General features: G+C 64.4%; 18 protein-coding genes. 12 read left to right on the forward strand and 6 right to left on the reverse strand.

Features of this window, described 5'->3' with window-relative positions:
* Window positions 1-28 precede the first annotated feature (28 nt).
* The 11 genes from V5F23_RS19300 (at window position 29) to V5F23_RS19350 (ending at window position 13,901) form a co-directional block, all read left to right on the forward strand.
* Window positions 29-2,437 carry a glycosyl transferase gene (locus tag V5F23_RS19300; RefSeq protein WP_338496129.1) on the forward strand — a complete coding sequence of 803 codons (2,409 nt, stop codon included), beginning with the start codon at window positions 29-31 and terminating at the stop codon, window positions 2,435-2,437.
* Window positions 2,438-2,449: 12 nt separating this feature from the next.
* Window positions 2,450-3,463, forward strand: coding sequence for a glycosyltransferase family 2 protein (locus V5F23_RS19305; RefSeq protein WP_212802866.1), 1,014 nt, complete (start codon window positions 2,450-2,452; stop codon window positions 3,461-3,463).
* A complete protein-coding gene (locus tag V5F23_RS19310) occupies window positions 3,460-4,251 on the forward strand; it encodes a methyltransferase domain-containing protein (RefSeq protein ID WP_338496132.1) in 792 nt (263 codons plus the stop codon). Before V5F23_RS19305 ends, V5F23_RS19310 begins: the two co-directional genes overlap by 4 nt.
* Window positions 4,248-4,655 (forward strand): GtrA family protein, encoded by a 408-nt coding sequence (locus tag V5F23_RS19315; protein ID WP_212802867.1) that lies wholly within the window; start codon window positions 4,248-4,250, stop codon window positions 4,653-4,655. Before V5F23_RS19310 ends, V5F23_RS19315 begins: the two co-directional genes overlap by 4 nt.
* Window positions 4,656-4,657: 2 nt before the next feature.
* Window positions 4,658-5,941 carry a sugar nucleotide-binding protein gene (locus V5F23_RS19320; protein ID WP_212802868.1) on the forward strand — a complete coding sequence of 428 codons (1,284 nt, stop codon included), beginning with the start codon at window positions 4,658-4,660 and terminating at the stop codon, window positions 5,939-5,941.
* Entirely contained in the window at window positions 5,931-7,505 is a 1,575-nt protein-coding gene (locus V5F23_RS19325; protein WP_338496142.1) for an FAD-dependent oxidoreductase, read from the forward strand. Before V5F23_RS19320 ends, V5F23_RS19325 begins: the two co-directional genes overlap by 11 nt.
* A 13-nt stretch (window positions 7,506-7,518) precedes the next feature.
* Complete coding sequence (gene wecB / locus V5F23_RS19330) at window positions 7,519-8,628, forward strand: UDP-N-acetylglucosamine 2-epimerase (non-hydrolyzing) (RefSeq protein WP_123578311.1); 1,110 nt, start codon at window positions 7,519-7,521, stop codon at window positions 8,626-8,628.
* Window positions 8,619-9,725 carry a glycosyl transferase gene (locus tag V5F23_RS19335; RefSeq protein WP_042731612.1) on the forward strand — a complete coding sequence of 369 codons (1,107 nt, stop codon included), beginning with the start codon at window positions 8,619-8,621 and terminating at the stop codon, window positions 9,723-9,725. Before wecB ends, V5F23_RS19335 begins: the two co-directional genes overlap by 10 nt.
* Before the next feature lie 241 nt (window positions 9,726-9,966).
* On the forward strand, window positions 9,967-11,658 hold the full coding sequence (locus V5F23_RS19340; RefSeq protein WP_338473746.1) for a molecular chaperone HscC: 1,692 nt from the start codon (window positions 9,967-9,969) through the stop codon (window positions 11,656-11,658).
* Between the two features lie 3 nt (window positions 11,659-11,661).
* Window positions 11,662-13,041 (forward strand): J domain-containing protein, encoded by a 1,380-nt coding sequence (locus tag V5F23_RS19345; protein ID WP_338496146.1) that lies wholly within the window; start codon window positions 11,662-11,664, stop codon window positions 13,039-13,041.
* Window positions 13,042-13,154: 113 nt separating this feature from the next.
* Window positions 13,155-13,901 (forward strand): transporter substrate-binding domain-containing protein, encoded by a 747-nt coding sequence (locus tag V5F23_RS19350; protein ID WP_212802871.1) that lies wholly within the window; start codon window positions 13,155-13,157, stop codon window positions 13,899-13,901.
* Window positions 13,902-13,904: 3 nt separating this feature from the next.
* Here the strand turns inward: V5F23_RS19350 and V5F23_RS19355 are convergent, their stop codons facing one another.
* Together V5F23_RS19355 and V5F23_RS19360 are read right to left on the reverse strand one after the other, a co-directional pair.
* A complete protein-coding gene (locus V5F23_RS19355) occupies window positions 13,905-14,231 on the reverse strand; it encodes an AzlD domain-containing protein (RefSeq protein ID WP_212802872.1) in 327 nt (108 codons plus the stop codon).
* Complete coding sequence (locus V5F23_RS19360; protein WP_338496149.1) at window positions 14,228-14,965, reverse strand: AzlC family ABC transporter permease; 738 nt, start codon at window positions 14,963-14,965, stop codon at window positions 14,228-14,230. Before V5F23_RS19360 ends, V5F23_RS19355 begins: the two co-directional genes overlap by 4 nt.
* 133 nt (window positions 14,966-15,098) lie before the next feature.
* Here V5F23_RS19360 and V5F23_RS19365 point away from each other — a divergent pair, with 133 nt between their 5' ends.
* Window positions 15,099-16,052, forward strand: a complete 954-nt coding sequence (locus V5F23_RS19365; protein ID WP_338496151.1) for a LysR family transcriptional regulator — start codon at window positions 15,099-15,101, stop codon at window positions 16,050-16,052.
* A gap of 49 nt (window positions 16,053-16,101) precedes the next feature.
* Here V5F23_RS19365 and V5F23_RS19370 read toward each other — a convergent pair whose 3' ends face one another.
* From V5F23_RS19370 to V5F23_RS19385, 4 genes are all read right to left on the reverse strand, one after another.
* A complete protein-coding gene (locus tag V5F23_RS19370; RefSeq protein ID WP_338496153.1) occupies window positions 16,102-17,058 on the reverse strand; it encodes a 2-hydroxyacid dehydrogenase in 957 nt (318 codons plus the stop codon).
* Between the two features lie 92 nt (window positions 17,059-17,150).
* Entirely contained in the window at window positions 17,151-17,909 is a 759-nt protein-coding gene (locus V5F23_RS19375; RefSeq protein ID WP_042731620.1) for an SDR family oxidoreductase, read from the reverse strand.
* A 41-nt stretch (window positions 17,910-17,950) separates the two neighbouring features.
* Window positions 17,951-18,643: a fumarylacetoacetate hydrolase family protein gene (locus V5F23_RS19380; RefSeq protein WP_047736403.1), complete on the reverse strand. Its 693-nt coding sequence runs from the start codon at window positions 18,641-18,643 to the stop codon at window positions 17,951-17,953.
* A gap of 99 nt (window positions 18,644-18,742) precedes the next feature.
* Window positions 18,743-20,092 carry an MFS transporter gene (locus V5F23_RS19385; protein ID WP_042730343.1) on the reverse strand — a complete coding sequence of 450 codons (1,350 nt, stop codon included), beginning with the start codon at window positions 20,090-20,092 and terminating at the stop codon, window positions 18,743-18,745.
* Window positions 20,093-20,339: the final 247 nt, after the last annotated feature.

Consider the following 20,339-nt stretch of genomic DNA (forward strand, 5'->3'; position numbering starts at 1 on the left):
TGACGTGTTGAACCGCAGAGACGATACCTTGCACACAGATAGCTTGAAGTACGCGACGGTGGTGTTGGTGCTGTTGGCCAGCACGGTGGTCAGCCTGTACGGTTTCTCGACGCTGCCATGGCCGTCGATGAACAGCGCCACCCGGACAATCCTGTTGGCCTCACTGGCGATTGGCGCGCTCACCGCCCTCACCCGCAAACCGCCGTTTGTGCTCGGCCTGGGCCTGATCGCGGGCTTGTCCATCGCCGGTGGCCAGGCCTGGCCGATGATCGTGGTCGCCGTGCTGGCGCTGTCCGCCCACACCCTCGGCAAATGGATACTGGGCCAGCGAACCCCCACCGACTGGACGGTCCCGTTGCTGGTCGGGATGGGCACGTTCGGTACGCTGACGGGCCTGGCCGCCTACTTCCCGATCAATTACCCCGGGCTGTATGCCGCGCTGCTGTCGCTGCCCCTCGTGTTCGGACATGCCGACGCCGCGGCGAGTGTTCGCCGAATCCTGGCGCAGGTCCGCACCGAACGCGCGCCGCAGGCACCGCTGGCGACCCTGCTGGATAGCCTGTTGGTCGCCATCGCCTGCCTGCACGCAGCGGTCGCCTTCATGCCGGAGGTCGGCTACGACGCCCTGGCGATGCACCTGTTCGTCCCGTCTCAACTGGCCCAGCGGCACCAATGGGGTTTCGACGCCAGCACCTACGTGTGGGCGGTCATGCCCATGCTGGCCGACTGGGTCTACAGCATCGTCTACATGCTGGCCGGCGAAACCGCTTCGCGCCTGACCAACTGCGCGTTCACGCTGCTGGTGGCGTGGCAGGTCCGAAACCTGACGATCTGGGCCGGCGGTACGGCCATCAGTGCCCGATGGGCGAGCCTGTTCTTCCTGTCCACGCCCCTGGCCTTCGCCGAAAGCAGCAGCCTGTTTATCGAGTCAGCGTGGACCGCGTTCGTCCTGGCCGGGTCATTGGCCATCCTGAACACCTCACGGTTCACCTCGCAAGTTGCGCAGCGTCATTCACAGTTGATCCTGGCCGGGCTGCTGCTGGGGTTTGCCCTGGCGACCAAAGCGGTGACCCTGAGCATTCTGCCGGTCCTGCTGGTGCTCCTGCTGGTGCAGTACCGGGCCTGGATCCGCCCCGGCGTCATCCGGGCGCTGCTGTTGGGCAGCCTCGGCCTGCTGGTGGCGGGGCTCACACCGTACCTCTCGGCGTGGTTCCTGACCGGCAATCCCGTGTTCCCGTTTTTCAACGCGATTTTTCAATCGCCACTCTGGCCAAGCGTCAACTTCGAGGCGCCGGCCATTTTCGACAAGGGGGTCACGTGGGACACCCTCTATCGCATGGTCTTCAAGGCCCCCCGGTTCATCGAGGGGAAGGACGGTGCCGCCGGCTTCCAATGGCTGCTGGTGCCCACCGCGGCCGTCGCCCTGCTGCTGGGGGCCAACCGCAAGGCCTGGTACATCCTCCTGCTCGGCGCCGGTGCGATTGTCCTGTCGTTCCACTCGACAGCCTACCTGCGCTACATATTCCCTTCCTTTGCCCTGTTTGCCGTAGTCCTCGCCCTGCCCTTTTCCGACCACAGGCACTTCCCGAGGACACTGGGGATGATCGTGGGCGCCGTGCTGGTGCTGGCCAATGTGCTGTTCATCCAGGCGGCCACCTACTATGGCCAGATCAAGCCGGCCGCACTGTTCAGTGCGGCCGGGCGGGATGCCTACCTGGCGCAGAACCTGCCGATCCGCAAAATGGTCGACGTCGTCAACGCGCTGAACGTGGCCAATCGGCCCGTGGCAGTCTTTGCGCCACCTTCGATGGCGGGCCTGAAAAGCGATGCGTTATACGCCTCCTGGTACAACGTGAAATGGACCCGTGAAGTCGACCAGGCAACCACGCCGCCGGCCCTGCTGCAGCGGTTGCGACAGCGCCAGGTGGACTGGTTGATCATCGACCATGCCAGCACACCCACCGCGCAACGCGAGCGTCTGCTGGCCGTGTCCGAGCCGTATGCAAAAATGGGCGGGCTGGAGCTGCGCAAAGTCCATCAGGTCCCTCTCGAACGGTTGCTCAACCCTGACCTGTCCGACCTCGAAGGCTGGCACCTGACCGAGCCCTCGTCCTATGACGCATCGCGCAAAACCCTTACGGTCACGGTCAACACGCCGGCCACCCAACGTGTCGAGGTGGCGCCAGGGCAGAGCTTCACCAGCGCAGTGTCGGCACGCTGTGCGACGCAGCCCACGTCCGGAAGAATCCAGACCAACTGGATGGATGCCCAAGGCCGGTTCATTTCCGCCAGCATCGAAACGTTCGATTGCACGCCGCAATGGGCGACCCATGAAATGACCGTGGTGGCACCTGAGGAAGCCGTCGTCGCGATCGTCTATGCCTCCGGGCATACCGATACGCCCGTGGCGTTCAAGTCCCTTTCATTCAGACAATAGCCAGCGATATCGATGAACTCAAAAACAGAGCTTTTCACGGAAGAACCTCGAGTCGCGGTCGTCATCCCCTGCTACCGGGTGACGGCGCACATCATCGATGTCATCGAGGCCATCGGCCCGCAGGTGTGGCGCATCTACGTGATCGACGATGCCTGCCCGGACGGCTCCGGCCAGCATGTGCTGCAGGCCTGCACCGACCCCAGGGTCAGGGTCCTGCCCCATGCCGTCAACAAAGGTGTCGGAGGGGCCGTGATGACCGGGTACCGGGAAGCCATCGCGGACAACGCAAGCATCATCGTCAAGATCGATGGCGATGGTCAGATGGACCCGGCCCTGATCCCGCTGTTCATCGAGCCGATCCTGGCCGGCGAGGCCGACTACACCAAGGGCAATCGCTTTTTCAACCTGGAGCAAGTCCAGTCGATGCCACGGGTCCGGCTGTTCGGCAACGCCGTGTTGTCACTGATGGCCAAGCTGTCGACGGGTTACTGGGACCTGTTCGACCCCACCAACGGGTACACCGCGATCCATCGTGACGTCGCCCGGCTCCTACCCCTGGACAAGGTCAGCGAACGCTACTTCTTCGAGACCGACATCCTGTTCCGCCTCAATACCGTGCGCGCCGTGGTGGTCGATATTCCGATGGAGGCGCGCTATGGCGACGAAACCAGTCACCTGGCGGTCTCGAAAATCATTGGCGAGTTCCTGTTCAAGCACCTGCGCAATTTCAGCAAGCGTGTGTTCTACAACTACTACCTGCGGGACATGTCCCTGGCCTCGATCGAATTGCCCATCGGGCTACTCATGCTCCTGTTCGGCACCGTGTTCGGCAGCTACCACTGGTACGAATCGGCGCAAAATGGCGTCCAGACCCCCGCCGGGACCGTGATGCTCAGTGCGCTGCCGCTGCTGCTGGGGCTGCAACTGGTCATGGCCTTCCTCGGCTACGACATCGCCTCGGTGCCCAACCGGCCAAGGCATTCGAGACGCCGCCATGCCACCTCGTTGCGGAAAAAGCAGCCGTGAAGGCGCTCAGGGATTTTCTGGCCGACCCTTCGCTCAAGACATTGGATGTCGACGGCGTCGAGCGCCTTGAGCTGCATAAGCGAATTCTCGAACGCAAGCGGATGCTCAAGGACGTGTTCGTCGAGTTCCACCATGCCTTTCATCGCCTGGCCGAGCGTCACTTCAAGGTCGAAGGCCTGCAAGTGGAAATCGGCGCCGGGATCGCGCCAATGCGCGACACCTACCCTGGCGTGTTGGCCACCGACATCGTCGCCACCGAGCACCTAGACATGGCCCTGAATGCAGAATCGATGAGCCTGGGCGATCACTCGGTCAGGGCGTTCTACGGCCAGAACTGCTTCCACCATTTTCCTCACCCTGATCGGTTTTTCAGCGAGCTTGAACGCACCCTCGTGCCCGGTGGCGGGGCCATCCTGATCGAGCCCTTTCACGGCCCGCTTGCCGCGTTCCTGTACAAGCGCCTGTTCAAGTCCGAGGGCTTCGACAGGCACTTCCCATCGTGGGAAACACCCTCTACCGGCCCCATGAACGGTGCCAACCAGGCGCTCAGCTACATCGTTTTCGTGCGGGACCGCGAAGCCTTCGAACGCAAGTACCCTGGCCTGGAAATCCTCCACCAGGAAATCTGCGGCAACTATCCTCGGTACCTGATCTCGGGCGGCTTGAATTTCCGTCAGTTGCTGCCCGACGCGCTGATCCCCTTGATGAAAGTCGTTGAAAAACTGCTTTATCCCCTGCGACGGGTGCTGGGCCTGCATCACATTGTCGTCATCAGGAGCAAGCCTTGACCTTCGTTCGGTATGGCGCCATCCAACTGCTGGCCTATGCCCTGGACATGGGCACGTTCCTGCTGCTCCTGGTTTTTTTCCGGGATGAGCCGGTGCTGGCCAATATCGCCGGCAAGGTCGTCGCCGGGCTGTTCGCGTTCTTCCTGCATCGCCACTTCACGTTCAAGTCGAACCAGGGCAACGGCAAGGCCCAGGCACTGAGCTACTTCGCGTTGCTGGCGGTCAACATTCCGCTCGCCTCGGCCCTGCTCAGCGCCGGCCTGTATGTCGTCGACCATCCCAGCACGGTGAAATTCGTTGCCGACGTGGCCTGCGTCTTCGTGACGTACTGGATCAGCAAGTGGTTCGTGTTCACCGCCAAGACGCCTGCGTCCGAGCGGCCCGACCGCGTGGAAGGCGCCTGATCATGAAGCTGCTGATTACCGGTGCAACGGGTTACATCGGCCTACCACTGGCCGACCGCGCGGCAGCGGACGGCCATGAGGTGATCTGCGCCACGCGCACGCCGTGCGCTCGCGCCCATGCCTGGCTCCCCTACGACCTGCGGGACCCCGCCCCGCAATGCCCGGCCGGTGTCCAGGCGTTTATCCACCTGGCGGCCAATACCGCGCCCGAGTCCGGCATGGGCGCGGACGCCGAGGTCCAGGCCGCCGAGGCGCTGATCCAGTGCGCCCGACAAGCCTCGGCCAGGTTCATTTTCATGTCCAGCCAGACGGCCCAGGCCAGCGCGCCAACGGTCTACGGCCAGGTCAAATGGCGGATCGAACAAGCGGTGCTGGCGGCCGGAGGCGTGGTGATTCGCCCGGGCCAGGTGTATGGCGGTCCCGAGCGTGGGCTCTTTGGCCTGTTGTGCAGGCTGGTGCGCCGCTTCCCGGTCATCCCGATGCTGGTGCCGGCGCCTTGCGTACAGCCGATTCATGTCGATGACCTGGCCGCCTCGATCCTGGCCGTGGTCGAGCGTGAGGACATTCGCGCCGAGGTGCTGAGCCTGGGTGCGGTGCAGCCGATTTCCTTTGGCCGCTTTCTCATGGCGATCGCGACACACAGGGTCCACACGATGCGCCTGCCCGTTCCCGTGCCGGTAGCACTGCTCGCCCTGCTGCGCCGGTGCCTCGGCCAATCGCTGGGCACGAAGCTGGGGCTGGAGCGGATCTTTTCGCTGATCCACCTGCCCACCCTGGACACCGCCCACAGCCTGCAAAAACTCGGCATCGTGTTGCGGCCCCTGGCGGACGGCCTGCACCGCTCCGGCCGGGGACAACGTCGGCAGTGCCTCGAAGAAGGCAAAGTGCTGTTGGGCTACCTGCTCGGCAGCACACCGCCGAGCAGTTTGGTCAGCCGCTACGTCAAGGCCCTGGAACAGGCTGGCAAAACCCGACCGGCCATTCGCTCGCCCTTGTTGAAACGCTGGCCGGTCCTGGTGAGCCTGCTGGACAACCCCGGCGTCCTCGCGGCGACCGGTGGCCAGGACCTTTCCTGGCGCCTGCAGGCCGCGCTCGCCCTGGCCGAAGCCAGCCCCGTCGGCGCCAGGCGGTTTCTCGGCACGCATCAGCCCCGTGGCTTCGTCCTGACGTCGATGGCACTGGTATGGATCGCGGCCAAGGCCCTCGCATGGCGGGCCGTGACCCCGCTGTGTCGTCCACTGGCGCGCCGCTTGATCCTTGACGCTGGAGCCCCGCGTGACGCCTGAATTCGATGTGATCATCGTCGGCAGTGGCCCTGCCGGCACCTCGGCCGCCTACCCCTTGGTCAAGGCAGGCCTGACCGTGCTCATGGTCGATGCCCAGGTCGACGGCGGCACCTCGGCTGCGCCGCTGGCCCCGTACCTCACGAGCCGCACCCGGGACGAAGCCCAGTGGAAATGGTTGATTGGCGAAGACTTCCACGGCCTGAACCAACAGGAAGCGGTCTCCCCCAAGCTGAAGACGCCCACCCACGCGCATGTGTTTCGCGGGTTCAACGAAAGCAACCGCATCGACACCCGGCACTTCATCGGGGTCGGCTCATTGGCCACCGGCGGGCTGTCGAATGCCTGGGGCTGTGGCGTGGCGCGCCTGGACGCCAGCGACTTGCCCGCGCTGCCCTTCGATTACGCCGAACTGGAACGATCCTATGCAGCGGTGTCGCGGCGAATCGGGATCAGCGGCCAAGCCGACGATGATCTTTCCAGCTACTTCGGCCTCGATGAGTGGTCCCAACCGCCCTTGCCGATGGACCCTTTGCATCAACGGCTGCTTGATCGCTACACACGCCGTCAACCGAGTTTTCCCGCCCTGGGGTTTCGCCTGGGCCGTTCGCGGGTGGCGGCGTTGAGCCAACCGCTGGGGGAACGCAAGGCGTGCGATCTGTCCGGCAATTGCCTGTGGGGGTGCCAGAACCAGGCGCTGTACAGCGCAGCGCAGGAACTGGCAACGCTCAAGCAGTACCCAGGCTTCCAGCACATCCAGGGTGTGCTGGTGGATGATCTTTCGCGTCAACCGGACGGCTCGTGGGTGATCAGCGACCGTCATGCCTCCCGACGCGTGGGCGCACGGCGCCTGCTGCTGGCGGCTGGCACGCTGGCCACTACCCGGCTCGTGCTCAAGCAGTTGAACCACACCGCGGCGGTGCGACTGCTGTCCTCGCCCACGGCCGCCTTCCTGCTCTGGCTGCCGAGCATGCTCGGCACGCCGAGGGTTTCGACATTTGGCCTGGGTCAGCTATCGTTCGCCCTGGAGCTGGCGGCCGGCACCTGTGCCTTCGGCTCGACGTTCAGCACCACGGGCTTGCCGATGAGCGAATTCGTCAGCCGGATCCCGATGAGCAAACGCTTGGCCATCGAGCTGTCGAACAACCTGCTCAGTGCCTGCCTGGTCGGCAATATCTTCCTGCCTGGCCATCTGTCCAACAACACGGCGAGGTTACGCCCCGATGGCTCGTTGAGCGTTAACGGCGGCCTGCAACCCGAGGCGCCAGGGCTCATGAAGAACGCCGAGGCCAGGCTGCGTCGGATCTACTGGAAAATGGGTGCGCTGCTGATGCCGATGAGTTTCACCCTGGCCCAGCCGGGGGCGGACATCCATTACGCGGGCACCCTGCCCATGCGGGCACGGCCCGACGTCGGAGAGACCGACAGCCTGGGAGAGGTCGCCGGGCTGCCCGGCGTGCACGTTGTCGACGGTGCTTGCCTGCCTGGTCTCTCCGAGAAATCCCACACCCTGACCCTCATGGCCAACGCGGACCGGATCGGACGCGCCCTTGCAACACAACGATAGGACATCAACAGGCATGACCCGCAAGGTACTTTGCATCGTCGGCACCCGCCCGGAAGCCATCAAGATGGCCCCGGTGATCAAGGCACTCCAGGCACAGGACGGCATCGACTGCCGGGTGCTGGCCACCGCCCAACACCGAGGCATGCTCGACCAGGTGCTGGCGTTTTTCGCAATCACCCCGGACCTGGACCTGGACCTCATGCAGCCCGACCAGTCGCTGGCGACGTTGACCGCACGATTGCTGCTGGCACTCGACGATGTGCTGAAGGCCGAAAAACCGGATGTCGTCCTGGCCCAGGGCGACACGACCACCGTGATGAGCGCGGCCCTGGCATGCTTCTACTTGCAGATTCCCTTCGGCCATATCGAGGCTGGCCTGCGTACCGGGGATATCCACAACCCTTTCCCTGAAGAAGCCAATAGGGTGATCGCCGGCAAGCTGACCCGCTGGCATTTCGCGCCGACCCAGGGCGCGGTGGACAATCTGCTGCGTGAAGGCGTCGCCCCGGCCGATGTCATCCTGACAGGCAACACCGTGATCGATGCTTTGTTGATGACCGCGGCACACCCCGTGCCCCTGGATATCGAACTGGACGCCAGCAAGCGCCTGGTGCTGGTCACGGCCCATCGGCGGGAAAACTTCGGCGCCCCCTTCCTGCATATCTGCCAGGCGCTCCGCTGCCTGGCCGAACGCAACCCGGACATCCAGATCCTGTACCCCGTACACCCCAACCCCAACGTCCAGGCAGTGGCCCACCAGGTGCTCGGCCAAGTCCCCAACATCCTGCTGTGCGCACCCCTGGACTACGCCCCGTTCATCGCGGCCATGAAACGCGCCTACCTGATCATCAGCGACTCCGGTGGCGTCCAGGAAGAAGCACCGGCGCTGGGCAAGCCGGTCCTGGTGCTGCGTGAGGAAACCGAGCGCCCGGAAGCGGTGGACCTGGGGGTGGTCAAGCTGGTGGGCGCCAACCCACAGGCGATCCTCGAACAGGCCCAACGCTTGCTCGATGACCCTCAGGCGTACCAGAACATGGCCCGGGGGATTTCCCCCTACGGCGATGGCCAGGCCGCCGGGCGGATCGTCGATGTGCTGAGGCAGCACCTGTCGCCATGCGCCTGATCTATCTGTCGCCGGTGCCATGGGCCAGCTTCAGCCAGCGCCCGCATCATTTCGTCCACTGGTATCACGAGCAGACCGGAGAACCGGTGCTGTGGATCGACCCGTATCCGACCCGCCTGCCCTCGCTGAACGACTTCAGGCGCAAGCCTCCATCAGCCGGCCCACAACACATCGCCGTACCGCCCTGGTTGCGCCTTTGCCAGCCCCCGGCGCTGCCCATCGAACCCATCCCCGGCGCGGCGCTGGTCCTCAAGCCGTTATGGCGCAAGACGTTCAGGCGCGTCGCACAGTTCTGCGCCGAAGGGCCGAGCATGATCTGTGTCGCGAAGCCTTCGGAACTGGCGCTGCAGTTGCTCGCGCGCCTGCCGGACAGCCCGGCGGTGTATGACGCCATGGATGATTTCCCGGCCTTCTACCAAGGCCTGTCCCGACGGTCGATGGCACGGCGCCAGGCGCAGTTGATTCGACGGGTGCCTCACCTGCTGGTGTCCTCCACGGCCCTGCGCGACCGGCACCAGGCTGTGGCAAAGCGTGTCGAACTGGCCCTCAACGCTTGCGACCTGCAGCATCTGGCACCGGTGGAGCAACTGGACCTGGGTCCCAAACAACAGGTGCTCGGTTATGTCGGCACGATGGGGCACTGGTTCGACTGGGACCTGGTCATTGCCCTGGCCCGCGCCAACCCGGCCAACCCGGTTCGCCTGATCGGCCCCGTGTTCACCCCGCCGCCCGGCGCGTTGCCGGCCAACATCGAGCTGATTCCCGAGCGCGCCCATGCCGAGGCCATTGCCGCCATGGCGACGTTCTCGGTAGGGCTGATTCCCTTCAAGCTCAACCAGCTGACCGCCTCGGTGGACCCGATCAAATACTATGAGTACCGGGCCCTCGGCCTGCCCGTGATATCCACCCGATTCGGTGAGATGGCCCTGCGCGGCGAAGCGCCGGGGGTCTGGTTGGTGGATGAAGGCACCGACTTGCGTCAAACCGCCCTCCAGGCACTTGCCTGCCCCAGTGACCGCACCACCATCGGGCAGTTTCGCCAGGACAACCGCTGGGCAGACCGTTTCGCAGCGACGCAGGTCCTCGCGCCCACCTGATGGGGCTCGGTTGACCATGCCACCGCCGCCCCTCGCCACGACGAACGACTGGAGCTTGTTCTCCAACCTCTGGATAATGGCGCGCGGACCAAATCGGTGTGAAGCGGTGGGTGAATTAAAGCGCCTGGCCTGCGCTGCCGATAACCCCAGCCAGGGTGCTGCGCCCTCCGGCGTAACTGTAATGACTGACCCGCGACCAGGGCGCTGCATGGCCCGGCGCGTCATTTAAGGAAAAGTGACTGTGATCATTGGTATCGACCTGGGCACCACCAACAGCCTCGTGGCGGCGTGGGATGGCGAACATGCCCGGATCCTCCCCAACGCCTTGGGCAACTTCCTGACGCCGAGCGTCGTGGGCCTCGACGATGAGGGCCAGTTGGTCGTCGGGGACATCGCCCGCGAGCGGTTGCACACCCACCCCCAACTCACCGCGTCCCTGTTCAAGCGCTACATGGGCAGCGCCCGTGAAACGCGACTCGGCGCCCGCGTCTACCGCGCTGAAGAACTCTCGGCGATGCTGCTGCGCAGCCTCAAGGCCGATGCCGAGCGCGCCTTGGGCGAGCCGGTGCACGAAGCGGTGATCAGCGTGCCGGCGTATTTCAGCGATGCCCAGCGCAAGGCGACGCGTATCGCCGGCGAGCTGGCGGGGCTGAAGATCGAGAAGCTGATCAACGAACCCACCGCTGCCGCCTTGGCCTACGGCCTCGAACAGCGGGACGAAGCCACGTTCCTGGTGTTCGACCTGGGCGGCGGCACGTTTGACGTGTCGATCCTGGAACTGTTCGAAGGCGTGATGGAGGTTCGCGCCAGCGCCGGCGACAACTTCCTGGGCGGCGAGGATTTCGATGACTTGCTGGTGGAGCACTTCATCGCCAAGATCGGCGCCGCCGACCTGCCCGACCTCAACCAGCCGGCCATCACCCAGCGTTTGCGGCGCGAAGCACAGCGGGTCCGCCATGCCTTGGGCCAGGCCCAGGCTGCGCGCTTCACCCTTCGCGAACAATCCCGTGAATGGCACCTGGAACTGACCCAGGGCGATCTCACGACGGTCGTCCAACCCTTGCTGGACCGCTTGCGCGCGCCGATCGAACGGGCGCTGCGCGATGCCCGGATCAAGGTCGCGGACCTGGATGAAATCCTCCTGGTAGGCGGTACAACGCGCATGCCACTGGTGCGCAAGCTGGTCGCCACGCTGTTCGGGCGGATCCCGGCCATGCAGCTCAACCCGGACGAAGTGGTTGCCCAAGGGGCGGCCATCCAGGCGGCGCTGCAGGCACGGCATGCGTCCCTGGAGGAAGTCGTCCTGACCGACGTCTGCCCTTACACCCTGGGCATCGAGACGTCCATGCAGGTGGGCGGCGGTTTCCAGAGCGGCCATTACCTGCCGATCATCGAGCGCAACACCGTGGTGCCAGTGAGCCGTTCTCGCAACGTGTCCACCCTCAGCGATAACCAGAAAGTGGTGCGGCTGGGCATCTACCAGGGCGAAAGCCGCCTGGTGAGCAACAACATTTTCCTGGGTGAGCTGGAGATCCCCGTACCGCCGCGCAAGGCCGGTGAAGTGACCCTGGATGTGCGCTTCACCTACGACAACAACGGCTTGCTCGAAGCCCAGGTCCACCTGCCGATCAATGGCGAAACCCGGCGACTGGTGATCGAGAACAACCCGGGGGTGCTGGCCCCCGAAGAGATCGCCCAGCGGCTGGCCGCCCTCGAAGCGCTGAAAGTGCACCCACGCGACCAGCAGATCAACACCCTGCTGCTCGCCCGGCTCGACCGGCTGTACCAGGAAAGCCTCGGGGAGGGCCGCGAGTACATCGCCAGCCTGGCGAACCATTTCCAGCAAATGCTCGACACCCAGGATGAACACCAGATACGCGAAGCCCGCAGCGACATTACCCAGCGCCTTGTGCACTTCGAGCGGGAGATTTGAGCCATGAGCCACTGGCAGTTGCTTAGCCTGACCCCGGACGCGGACGAGCGCAGCATCAAGCGCGCTTATGCGCGGCTGCTCAAGGTCCACCGCCCGGACGAAAACCCCGACGCGTTCCAGCGCCTGCGTGAAGCCTATGAAACGTCGCTGGCCGAGGCCCGCTGGCGCGCGCAGGCCGATGAAGAAACCGTTGAGACACCGTTGGCCGAGCCCCTGCCGCCCGCCCCCGAGGTGGTGGAGATACCCGTGCGGGACATGCACGTGGAGCGGATCGAAATCCCCACGGTTGTCAGCCCTCCGGAGCCATCATTGGGGCAGATGGCGCAATGGTTGGTCGAAGGCAAGGAGCGCCAGCTCATGGAGGCCCTGCGTCACTGGCTGAGCAGTGAGTGGCTGGTGCCGTTCGAGCACCGCCAGCAGTTCGAGCAATGCGTGCTGGACTGGTTCGAGTCCGCCCCGAGTTGGTCGCCGGCCTTCTTCGAGGGCGTGTGCCAGGCCATGGGCTGGAACGAAGACCAGGGCAACCTGCCCTGCGCCTACTGGCGTTGGGATCGACTGATCCGGCACTGCGAAGTACAAGCCTTCGAGGAAACCCTGCGCAGTGACCTCGACCGTTTCGACGCCGATAAACTCCATGGACAGGCCGCCGCCCTGCTGCTCAAACCCATGAGCGACGCCCGCCGTCGTGCAATGGCCGACCACTTTACCGGCCTCGACTGGCAACGCTTCACCCAGCTCGCTGAAACCATCGAGTACCAGTACCCCGAGGTTCCCGAACGCCTGGAACTACAACCCTTGGACAACTGGCGGGACTGGCTGCCGGCCACCAGCTATCGAGGGGTCAGCCTGTTCCTCTGGTTCGCGTTGTCCGCGTTACTCGTGGCAACGTTGTTCACCGTGCCGGTCAACCGGGATGAACCGCTGGCGGTGCTGCTGATGCCGTTCCTGATGCCGATATTGCTGTGGCTGGGCGTCAAGCTCTACCACGTCTGGACCTACGTGGCCGTGGCCGCCGCCCAGTTCGATGTGTGGCTGAGCCAAAGGCTGGTCCCCCGCCGCTGGTACCGGCAAGGCGCCGGCCTGCTGGTGTTGCGTCACGTTGTCCCTGCTGCGGTGCCCGCGGCCCTGGCCTGCGCCTGGTCCGACGGTGTGCCGTGGCTACGCTGGGTCAGCCCGGCGGTGGTGTTCTTCGGCACGCTGTATTTCACCCAATTGGCCCTGAGCGGCGGTCGGGTCTCGATCTGGGGTCGGGCAGCGCGAGCCATCAAGTTGAAAATCGGACGGTTGCCTTGGCACCTGCTCAAGCGCGAAGGCGTCCTGGCCGTGCTGGCAGTGGCGGCGACGGCGGCGTGGGTGTATTCGAAGTTGAAAGCCGTGGCTTAGGGCGGACTACTCCACTCAGTGCCAACCGGCATTGAACGGTTTTTTGCGTCTATGCTTATCTTGGCCCCCTTCTCAAAACCGCCCTCAACGGCGAAAGGCCCCCAGGTGAATACGTGAAACACTCGGCACCGACTGCAGTGCTGCTTTGTCTGTTGCTCGGCACGCAGGCCCGGGCCGAGCAGTACCAGGTCGTGACCGAAGAGTGGGCACCCTACAACTATCGGGAAAACGACCAGCTTACCGGCATGACCACGGAAATTGTCCGGGCCATCATGGCGCGCACCGGAGACGCTTTCGAGGTGTCGATGGTGCCCAGCATGCGCGCCACCCAGGCGCTGAACACCCGGGACAAGACCATCATGTACTCGCTGTTCCGCACCCCGGAACGCGAGGCGTTGTACAAGTGGGTCGGGCCGATCGTGGAAGAGTCCATCCACCCCTACCAGTTGAGCAGCACGCCGCCGGTGAACAGCCTCGAACAACTGCGGCACGTCCCGCAGATCACCACGCGGCACGCCGGCTCGGTGCCCGCCAGGCTGCAATCGATGGGCTTCGGCAACCTCGACAAAAGTGCGACGTCGAGCCTGCAGCTCTACCGCATGCTGCTCGCCGGACGCACGACCATCATCGTCGGCGACACCGATGCCGGGGTGGCCTACTACAGCCGCCAGTTGGCCATCGCTCCCGGCCTGCTGCGACAGATCCCCGTCGAGATCTACCGCTCATCGCTGTACATCGCCTTCAGCCCCGACTCCGAGGACAAGGTCGTCGCTGCCTGGGCCGCCGCCTTGGAACAGTTGCGCCAATCTGGTGAGCTGGCGCGTATCAAGCAGCGCTACACACAGCCGGTCGGGCAGTGATATTCACGCGACCAGGAACTTGAACCCCCACAACGCCGCCATCCCCACCGCCAGGGTCAACAGCGTATTGCGCCAGCGCCAGGCCACCCACGCAGCAACCATCGCCGCCGGTACCTGGGGATTGTTAAGCACCCATTCAGCCTGCCCGGTCGGGTACACCACGGCAGGCAGCACCAGGGCCGCCAAGACGCTGGCCGGTACGTACATCAATGCCCGGCGCATCAGCGGCGGGATGCGCCAGCGGCCATAGAGCTCGACAAAAGACAAGCGCATGGCGAAGGTGCCCAGGCCGGCCGCCAGGCACAACCCCCACAGGGCCAGGTCGCTCATTGGGCTTCTCCTTCGGCGCCCTCGACACTCGCGCTGTTTGACGAGGCCTGAAGACGCTCCACCACCAGCCCGGCCAGCACGCCCCCGAGGGAGGCGGTGACCAGGCCAAGGTTATAGGGCAGCTTGATCGCCAGCACGGCAAGCGTCCCGCCCACCGCCGCCGCGCACCAACTGGCGCGGCTTTGCAGGCCGGGAATCAGCAACGCCAGGAACGAGAGCGGTATGGCAAAGCTCAATGACCAGTCCTGGGGAATGCTCGCGCCCAGGTACACCCCGGCCAGGACCGAAACTTGCCAGGCCAGCCACATGGTCACCGCGGTACCGGCATAGAAATAATGAGCAAAGGGCCCCAGCTCCCCGGACGACAGCTTCAAAGTACAGAGGGCGTAGGACTGATCGGAAAGCAGGTAGGACAGCGGCCACGTCCAGCGTCGGGGCAAGTGGTGCAGGTGAGGCGCCAGGGACGCGCTGTACATGATGAAACGCAGGTTGATGATCAGGGCCGTGACCACGATCGCCACAGGCAGCACGCCGTTGTGCAGCAACTGCAGCGCGACCATCTGGGCAGAGCCGGAGTAGAACAATATCGTCATGCCCATGGCCATGCCCGGCGACAGGCCCATTTCGATCGCCATGACCCCGGTCACCAACCCGAACGGAATGACGCCCGGCGTCAACGGAAGGAGCGCCCGGGCCCCTTGCATGAAGGCGTGTGCGCCACTGCGGTACGGCATCTGGTTTCCTCGTGCGGGGTTCGTTCGGACACAGGCCACTGGCGTTGCCCTGAGCATCGTGAGGTAGAGTGTAAGCATGCGGGACCGACCGGCAGAACCAACTTTTTTTCCGAGAAAGCAGGTAGTTTTTGTTATGGCCAGAAACGATCCGCCAGACCAGGCGCTGATGAAAATGCCTTCGTTCAAGGCCATGAGATCCTTCGTGGCGGCCGCCCGGTACCGCAACTTCACCCGTGCGGCCGAGGCGTTGTGCGTCACCCAGGCGGCCATCAGCCGACAGATCCGTGACCTGGAAACCTACCTGGGTACCGAGTTGCTCATCCGCAACGGCAGAGAACTCAAGCTGACGCCGTCGGGCGCCGCGCTCTTCGACGCAGCGCAGTTATCGCTGCTCAATATCTTCCAGGCCACGGAACGGATCCGCCGGGAGAAAAGCGACAAGCACGTCCTGACCCTGTGCTGTACCCCCGCATTGTCGACGCTTTGGCTGGCCCACCGGCTGAAGGACTTTTTCAGCGCCAACCCCGACATCGACCTGAAGGTCATCACCACCCAACATTTCCTGGCCATGGAGTCGGGCATCAACCCGGACCTGTTCATCGCCAAGTTCAACGACCACTGCCCCGGCTACCTGCGGGTGCCGTTGCTGCACGAAGTCGTCTATCCGGTGTGCACCCCACGCTATCTCCAGGCCCACCCGGAACTGGGAACACTTGCCGGCCTGCGCAGCAACACGTTGCTGGACCTCAACCCCCATGGCCGTTCGCAACTCTCGGAGCTGATCGACTGGAACGTGTGGTTCGCCTACCAATCCCACGACCTGCAACTGCCGGTGTCGGACAGCCCGCAATCGTTCAGCAGCAACGACTACAGCCTGCTGGTGCAAATGGCCCTGGATGACCAGGGCGTTGCGCTGGGCTGGGACCATCTGGTCCGGCACCTGGTGCAACAGGGCCGCCTGGTCCGACCCGTCCCGCAAGAGCTGGCGCTCAGGGAGTCGATCCAGTACCTGATGATCAACGAAGACAAGGTGGATGATCCGGCGTGCAAACGCTTGAAGGCGTGGCTGGTGGATCAGTTCCAATAGCGTGCGTGACGACCTCGGGAAGCCTGTGTTCCCTGAGGTCGCCCGACATTCAGCCCGTCACACAGCCCTGCGGCACCTTCCCGGCAAAACTGTCCACCAGGCTGGCCACCACCATTTCGCCCATGCGCGTGCGCGTTTGCAGCGTCGCGCTGGCCCGATGAGGCTGCAGCACCACGTTTTCATGGGCGAACAACGCCTCGGGCACGTTGGGCTCATCGACGAACACATCCAGCCCGGCACCGGCGATGTCACCGGCAGCCAGCGCCGCCACCAGGTCGGCCTCGTTGACCAGTTTGCCCCGGGCCACGTTGATCAGGTAGCCGCCCTTGCCCAACGCTTGCAGCACACGTGCGTCAATGATGGCGTGGGCGTTGTCGGCGGCGGCCGCCAGGATCAGCGCGTCGCTGTCGGCCGCCAAGGCCTTGAGATCGGCAACGAAGGTATGGGGCACATCGCTCATCGGCTGTAGATCGGTGTAGCTGATCGGGCACCCGAACGCCGCTGCCCGGCTCGCCACGGCGCGACCGACCCGCCCCATGCCGACGATGCCGATGCGCATGCCGGAGACCTGGCGCGCCAGTGGCAGCGGGGCCAAGGGCGTCGGGCTCTGCGGCCATTGGCCCGAGCGCACGTAGCGGTCACCGGTGCACAGGCCACGGCACACGCCGATCAACAGGCCCATGGCCAGGTCGGCGACGTCCTCGGTCAACGCGCCGATGGTGGCGGTCACGCGGATGCCGCGATCCCTGGCGTAGGCCAGGTCTACCGCGTCGGTGCCCACGCCGTTGACGGCCACCACTTCCAACTTGGGCAGTTGCTCCATGACAGCCCGGCTGATGCCGGTATGCCCGCCGGTGATGACCCCGCGGATGTTGGCGCCATGCGCCTGCAGATACGCCGGTTTATCGGCCTGTTCGAAATAGCGCCGCACCGTGAACAGCTCGCTGAGCCGGGTGTTGATTTCAGGGATCAGGATCGGGCTGAGCTGCAAGACTTCTGGCTTCATGTGAACCTCGTGTCGCTAAATAAAAAGATCGATCGAGCACCTTGCTGCTCGCGTACGGCGTGCTGGATGCCGTTAATGAGCAGCGTTACGGCTCAACCGCGACCGGCAAACGGCATGGCCGTGGCCATGACGGTCATGTTCAGGACGTTGGCCGACAACGGCAGGCCGGCGATGTAGCGCACCGCGTCGGCCACGTGCTTGACGTCCACCATCGGCTCGACCGCGATGGTGCCATTGGCCTGGCGCACGCCCTTGGTCATGCGCACCGACATCTCGGTGAGGGCGTTGCCGATGTCGATCTGACTGCAAGCGATGTTGTACTCGCGCCCGTCCAGCGCCAGGGATTTGGTCAAGCCCAGCACCGCATGTTTGCTGGCGGTGTAGGCACTGCTGAACGGCCGCGGGGTGTGGGCCGAAATCGAGCCGTTGTTGATGATCCGCCCGCCCTGGGGCTGTTGCCGGCGCATCAGGCCGAAGGCGCCACGGGCGCAGAGGAAAACACCGTTGAGGTTGGTGTCGATCACGTTGCGCCATTGCTCGAACGTCAATTCATCCAGTGGCACCGCCGGCGCGTTGACCCCGGCATTGTTGAAGACGACGTCCAGGCGTCCGTAGACCTCGGCGATGGTGGCGAACAGTGCATCGACACTGGCCGGGTCACGCACGTCGGTGGGCACGGCCAGGGCCTGGTGCCCCTCGCTCGCCGCCGATTCGACCAGCGCCTGCAAAGGCTCCGGCCGCCGACCGGCCAGTACCAGGGTGTAGCCGTCAGCCAACAGCCCCAGGGCCACCGCACGACCAATTCCGCTACCGGCACCGGTGACCAGAGCCACTTTCAATGGGTGGGACATAGTGTTCCTTCCTTTCTCGAATCAGTTGACGCGCGCAGGGCTCAAGGCCGCTGGCCGACGCGCATTTCCAGTTGGCCGAGGCCATCGATGCCGGCGTTGATGACATCGCCCGGCTCCAGCAAGTCCACGCCTGCCGGGCTCCCGGTCATGATCAGATCGCCGGCCCGCAGCGCCACCGACTGCGAGATCCGGCTGATCACTTCACTGACCGACCAGATCTGGCTGTCGAGGCTGTCGCGCTGGCGCTCCTGGCCGTTCACGTTGAGCCACAATTCACCTTCGGGGTGCCCCGCCCGCGAGACCGGCACGATGGCGGTCATCGGCGCTGCGGCCTCGAACACCTTGGCGCCTTCCCAGGGCAGGCCGTTGCGCTTGGCCCGGCGCTGGACATCACGCCGGGTCAGGTCGAGCCCGACGGCGTAGCCCCAGACATAGGCCAGCGCCTGGTCCTCGGGAATATTCGCGCCACCTTCGCCGATGGCCACGACCAGTTCGATTTCGTGAACGAATTCTTCCGTCACCGGCGGGTACGGCACTTCACCGACCGCATCCACCACACTGCTGGCCGGCTTCATGAAGAACACCGGCGGCTGGCGGTTCTGGCCCTGGGTGTCGGGCCACGGGTAGTTGCGACCGACACAAAACACCCGGCCGACGGGAAAGCGTTGCGCAGTGCCGACCACCGGCAAGGTCACTGGCAAGTCCGGGGTAAAGACGTACTCGGGCATGTTCATCCTGATAAAAATCCTCTTGGTTGCGTCAGCGTACGGCGGCAATCCGTGGCGAAGTTGGAGGAATGCCGCCTTGTCTTGGAGAAAAACGGTTTTCTTGGCTCAGCGCGTCCGCAGTTCGATGCGGTACAAGCGGCCGAGCAGCAGCGAATAGGACAACGTGCCCATCAGTGCCACGCCGCCAATGAACCAGAACGCCAGGGCAAACGAGCCGGTGCTGTGGACGATCGCGCCGATCACGATGGGCGTGACGATGCCGCCGATGTTCGCCGCCAGGCTGGTGATGCCTCCGGTCAGCCCGATCAGTTCCTTGGGCGCCACCTCCGACACCGCCGCCCACGAGGACGAGGCAATGCCCTGGGCGAAGAAGGCGACGGTCAGGATGGCAATGCAGATCACGTTCGAATCGGTGAAATTGACCAGCACGATGGACATGCCCAGCATCGACCCGACCACCAGCGGCAACTTGCGTGCAAAGGACAGCGAATAGCCGCGACGGATCAACAGGTCGGAGATGATCCCGGCCAGCAGGATGCCGACGGTCGCGCCCACGAACGGCAGCACGGCGAAGATCCCGGCCTTGATCATGGTCAGTTGGCGTTCTTCGATCAGGTACGTGGGGAACCAGGTAAGGAAGAAGTACAGCGCCGAGGTGCTGGCGAACTTGCCAATGCAAATTGCCCAGACCTGCCGATAGCTGAACAGCTCGGCAATCTGCCGCCAGTTGAAACGGGTGCGTTCCTGGCTGCTCTTGACCAGCCCACCGCCGGCTTCGATGTACTTGAGTTCCTGCGGGCTGACTTTCTTGCAGTTCATCGGGTCGCGATAGAGGTACAACCAGGCCACCCCGAAGACGATGCCGAGGGCGCCGGTGCTGTAGAACACATGCCGCCAGTCGTAGGTGGTGGCCAGCCACAGCAGCGCACCGGTGAACAACGCCGTGCCCAGGTATTGGCCACAGACATAGATGCTGCTGGCCATGCCCCGCTCCCGCGCCGGGAACCACACCGTGACGGCCCGGCTGTTGGCTGGAAACGCTGGCGCCTCCATCGCACCGACCGCCAGGCGCAAGCCGAACAACGAGGCGAACCCGGTGGCAAAGCCCTGGCACACGGTGACCGTCGACCAACTGATCAACGACACTCCGTAGGTGAACCGTGAACCGAAGCGATCGGCAATGAATCCGGCGGGAACCAGGGCGAGCGCATAGGTCCAGGCGAAGGCGGAAAAAATCAGGCCCATCTCGATCTTGTCCAGGCCCAGGTCCTTGGCCAGGAAAGGCGCGGCAATCGAGATGTTGACCCGGTCGATGTAGTTGATGATGGTTGCGATCAACAGCAACGACAGCATGAACCAGCGCCGCCGTGACGGCAGTCGCCCAGGCACTGCGGCGTCCCGGGCGGCGGCGATCACCGGCGCCGAGGCGGTCTGGGAGGTGTGGGAATTCGACATGGGTGGACCTCGTTATTGTTAGAAGCGTCGAAATATCTACGAGCAGCCGAAGCCATTGCCCTCGATGTCGGGGCAGCACAATCGCTACTGGAATAAGGACATGCGAACAGCCTGTGTCAGGCGGGCGAAGATGCCTGGCGCCAGGGGTTGCCGGGGGAAACGGCAGGAGGATCTGCCAACGATGGGAACCACGTCATGATGAGCGCACCTCTGGATTGTTTTTGGATAAAGGTCGGGTTGCGTGGCA

The sequence above is a fragment of the Pseudomonas sp. WP18 genome, assembly GCF_036689585.1.
Taxonomy (GTDB): domain Bacteria; phylum Pseudomonadota; class Gammaproteobacteria; order Pseudomonadales; family Pseudomonadaceae; genus Aquipseudomonas; species Aquipseudomonas chlororaphis_E.

What these genes read in the sequence shown, in the direction of transcription:
- V5F23_RS19380 (WP_047736403.1), bottom strand. Translation starts at nt 18,643, where the DNA reads ATGAACATGCCCGAGTACGTCTTTACCCCGGACTTGCCAGTGACCTTG.
- V5F23_RS19360 (WP_338496149.1), bottom strand. Translation starts at nt 14,965, where the DNA reads ATGCCGTACCGCAGTGGCGCACACGCCTTCATGCAAGGGGCCCGGGCG.
- V5F23_RS19320 (WP_212802868.1), top strand. Translation starts at nt 4,658, where the DNA reads ATGAAGCTGCTGATTACCGGTGCAACGGGTTACATCGGCCTACCACTG.
- V5F23_RS19375 (WP_042731620.1), bottom strand. Translation starts at nt 17,909, where the DNA reads ATGTCCCACCCATTGAAAGTGGCTCTGGTCACCGGTGCCGGTAGCGGA.
- V5F23_RS19365 (WP_338496151.1), top strand. Translation starts at nt 15,099, where the DNA reads ATGGCCAGAAACGATCCGCCAGACCAGGCGCTGATGAAAATGCCTTCG.
- V5F23_RS19355 (WP_212802872.1), bottom strand. Translation starts at nt 14,231, where the DNA reads ATGAGCGACCTGGCCCTGTGGGGGTTGTGCCTGGCGGCCGGCCTGGGC.
- V5F23_RS19370 (WP_338496153.1), bottom strand. Translation starts at nt 17,058, where the DNA reads ATGAAGCCAGAAGTCTTGCAGCTCAGCCCGATCCTGATCCCTGAAATC.
- wecB (WP_123578311.1), top strand. Translation starts at nt 7,519, where the DNA reads ATGACCCGCAAGGTACTTTGCATCGTCGGCACCCGCCCGGAAGCCATC.
- V5F23_RS19305 (WP_212802866.1), top strand. Translation starts at nt 2,450, where the DNA reads ATGAACTCAAAAACAGAGCTTTTCACGGAAGAACCTCGAGTCGCGGTC.
- V5F23_RS19335 (WP_042731612.1), top strand. Translation starts at nt 8,619, where the DNA reads ATGCGCCTGATCTATCTGTCGCCGGTGCCATGGGCCAGCTTCAGCCAG.
- V5F23_RS19385 (WP_042730343.1), bottom strand. Translation starts at nt 20,092, where the DNA reads ATGTCGAATTCCCACACCTCCCAGACCGCCTCGGCGCCGGTGATCGCC.
- V5F23_RS19345 (WP_338496146.1), top strand. Translation starts at nt 11,662, where the DNA reads ATGAGCCACTGGCAGTTGCTTAGCCTGACCCCGGACGCGGACGAGCGC.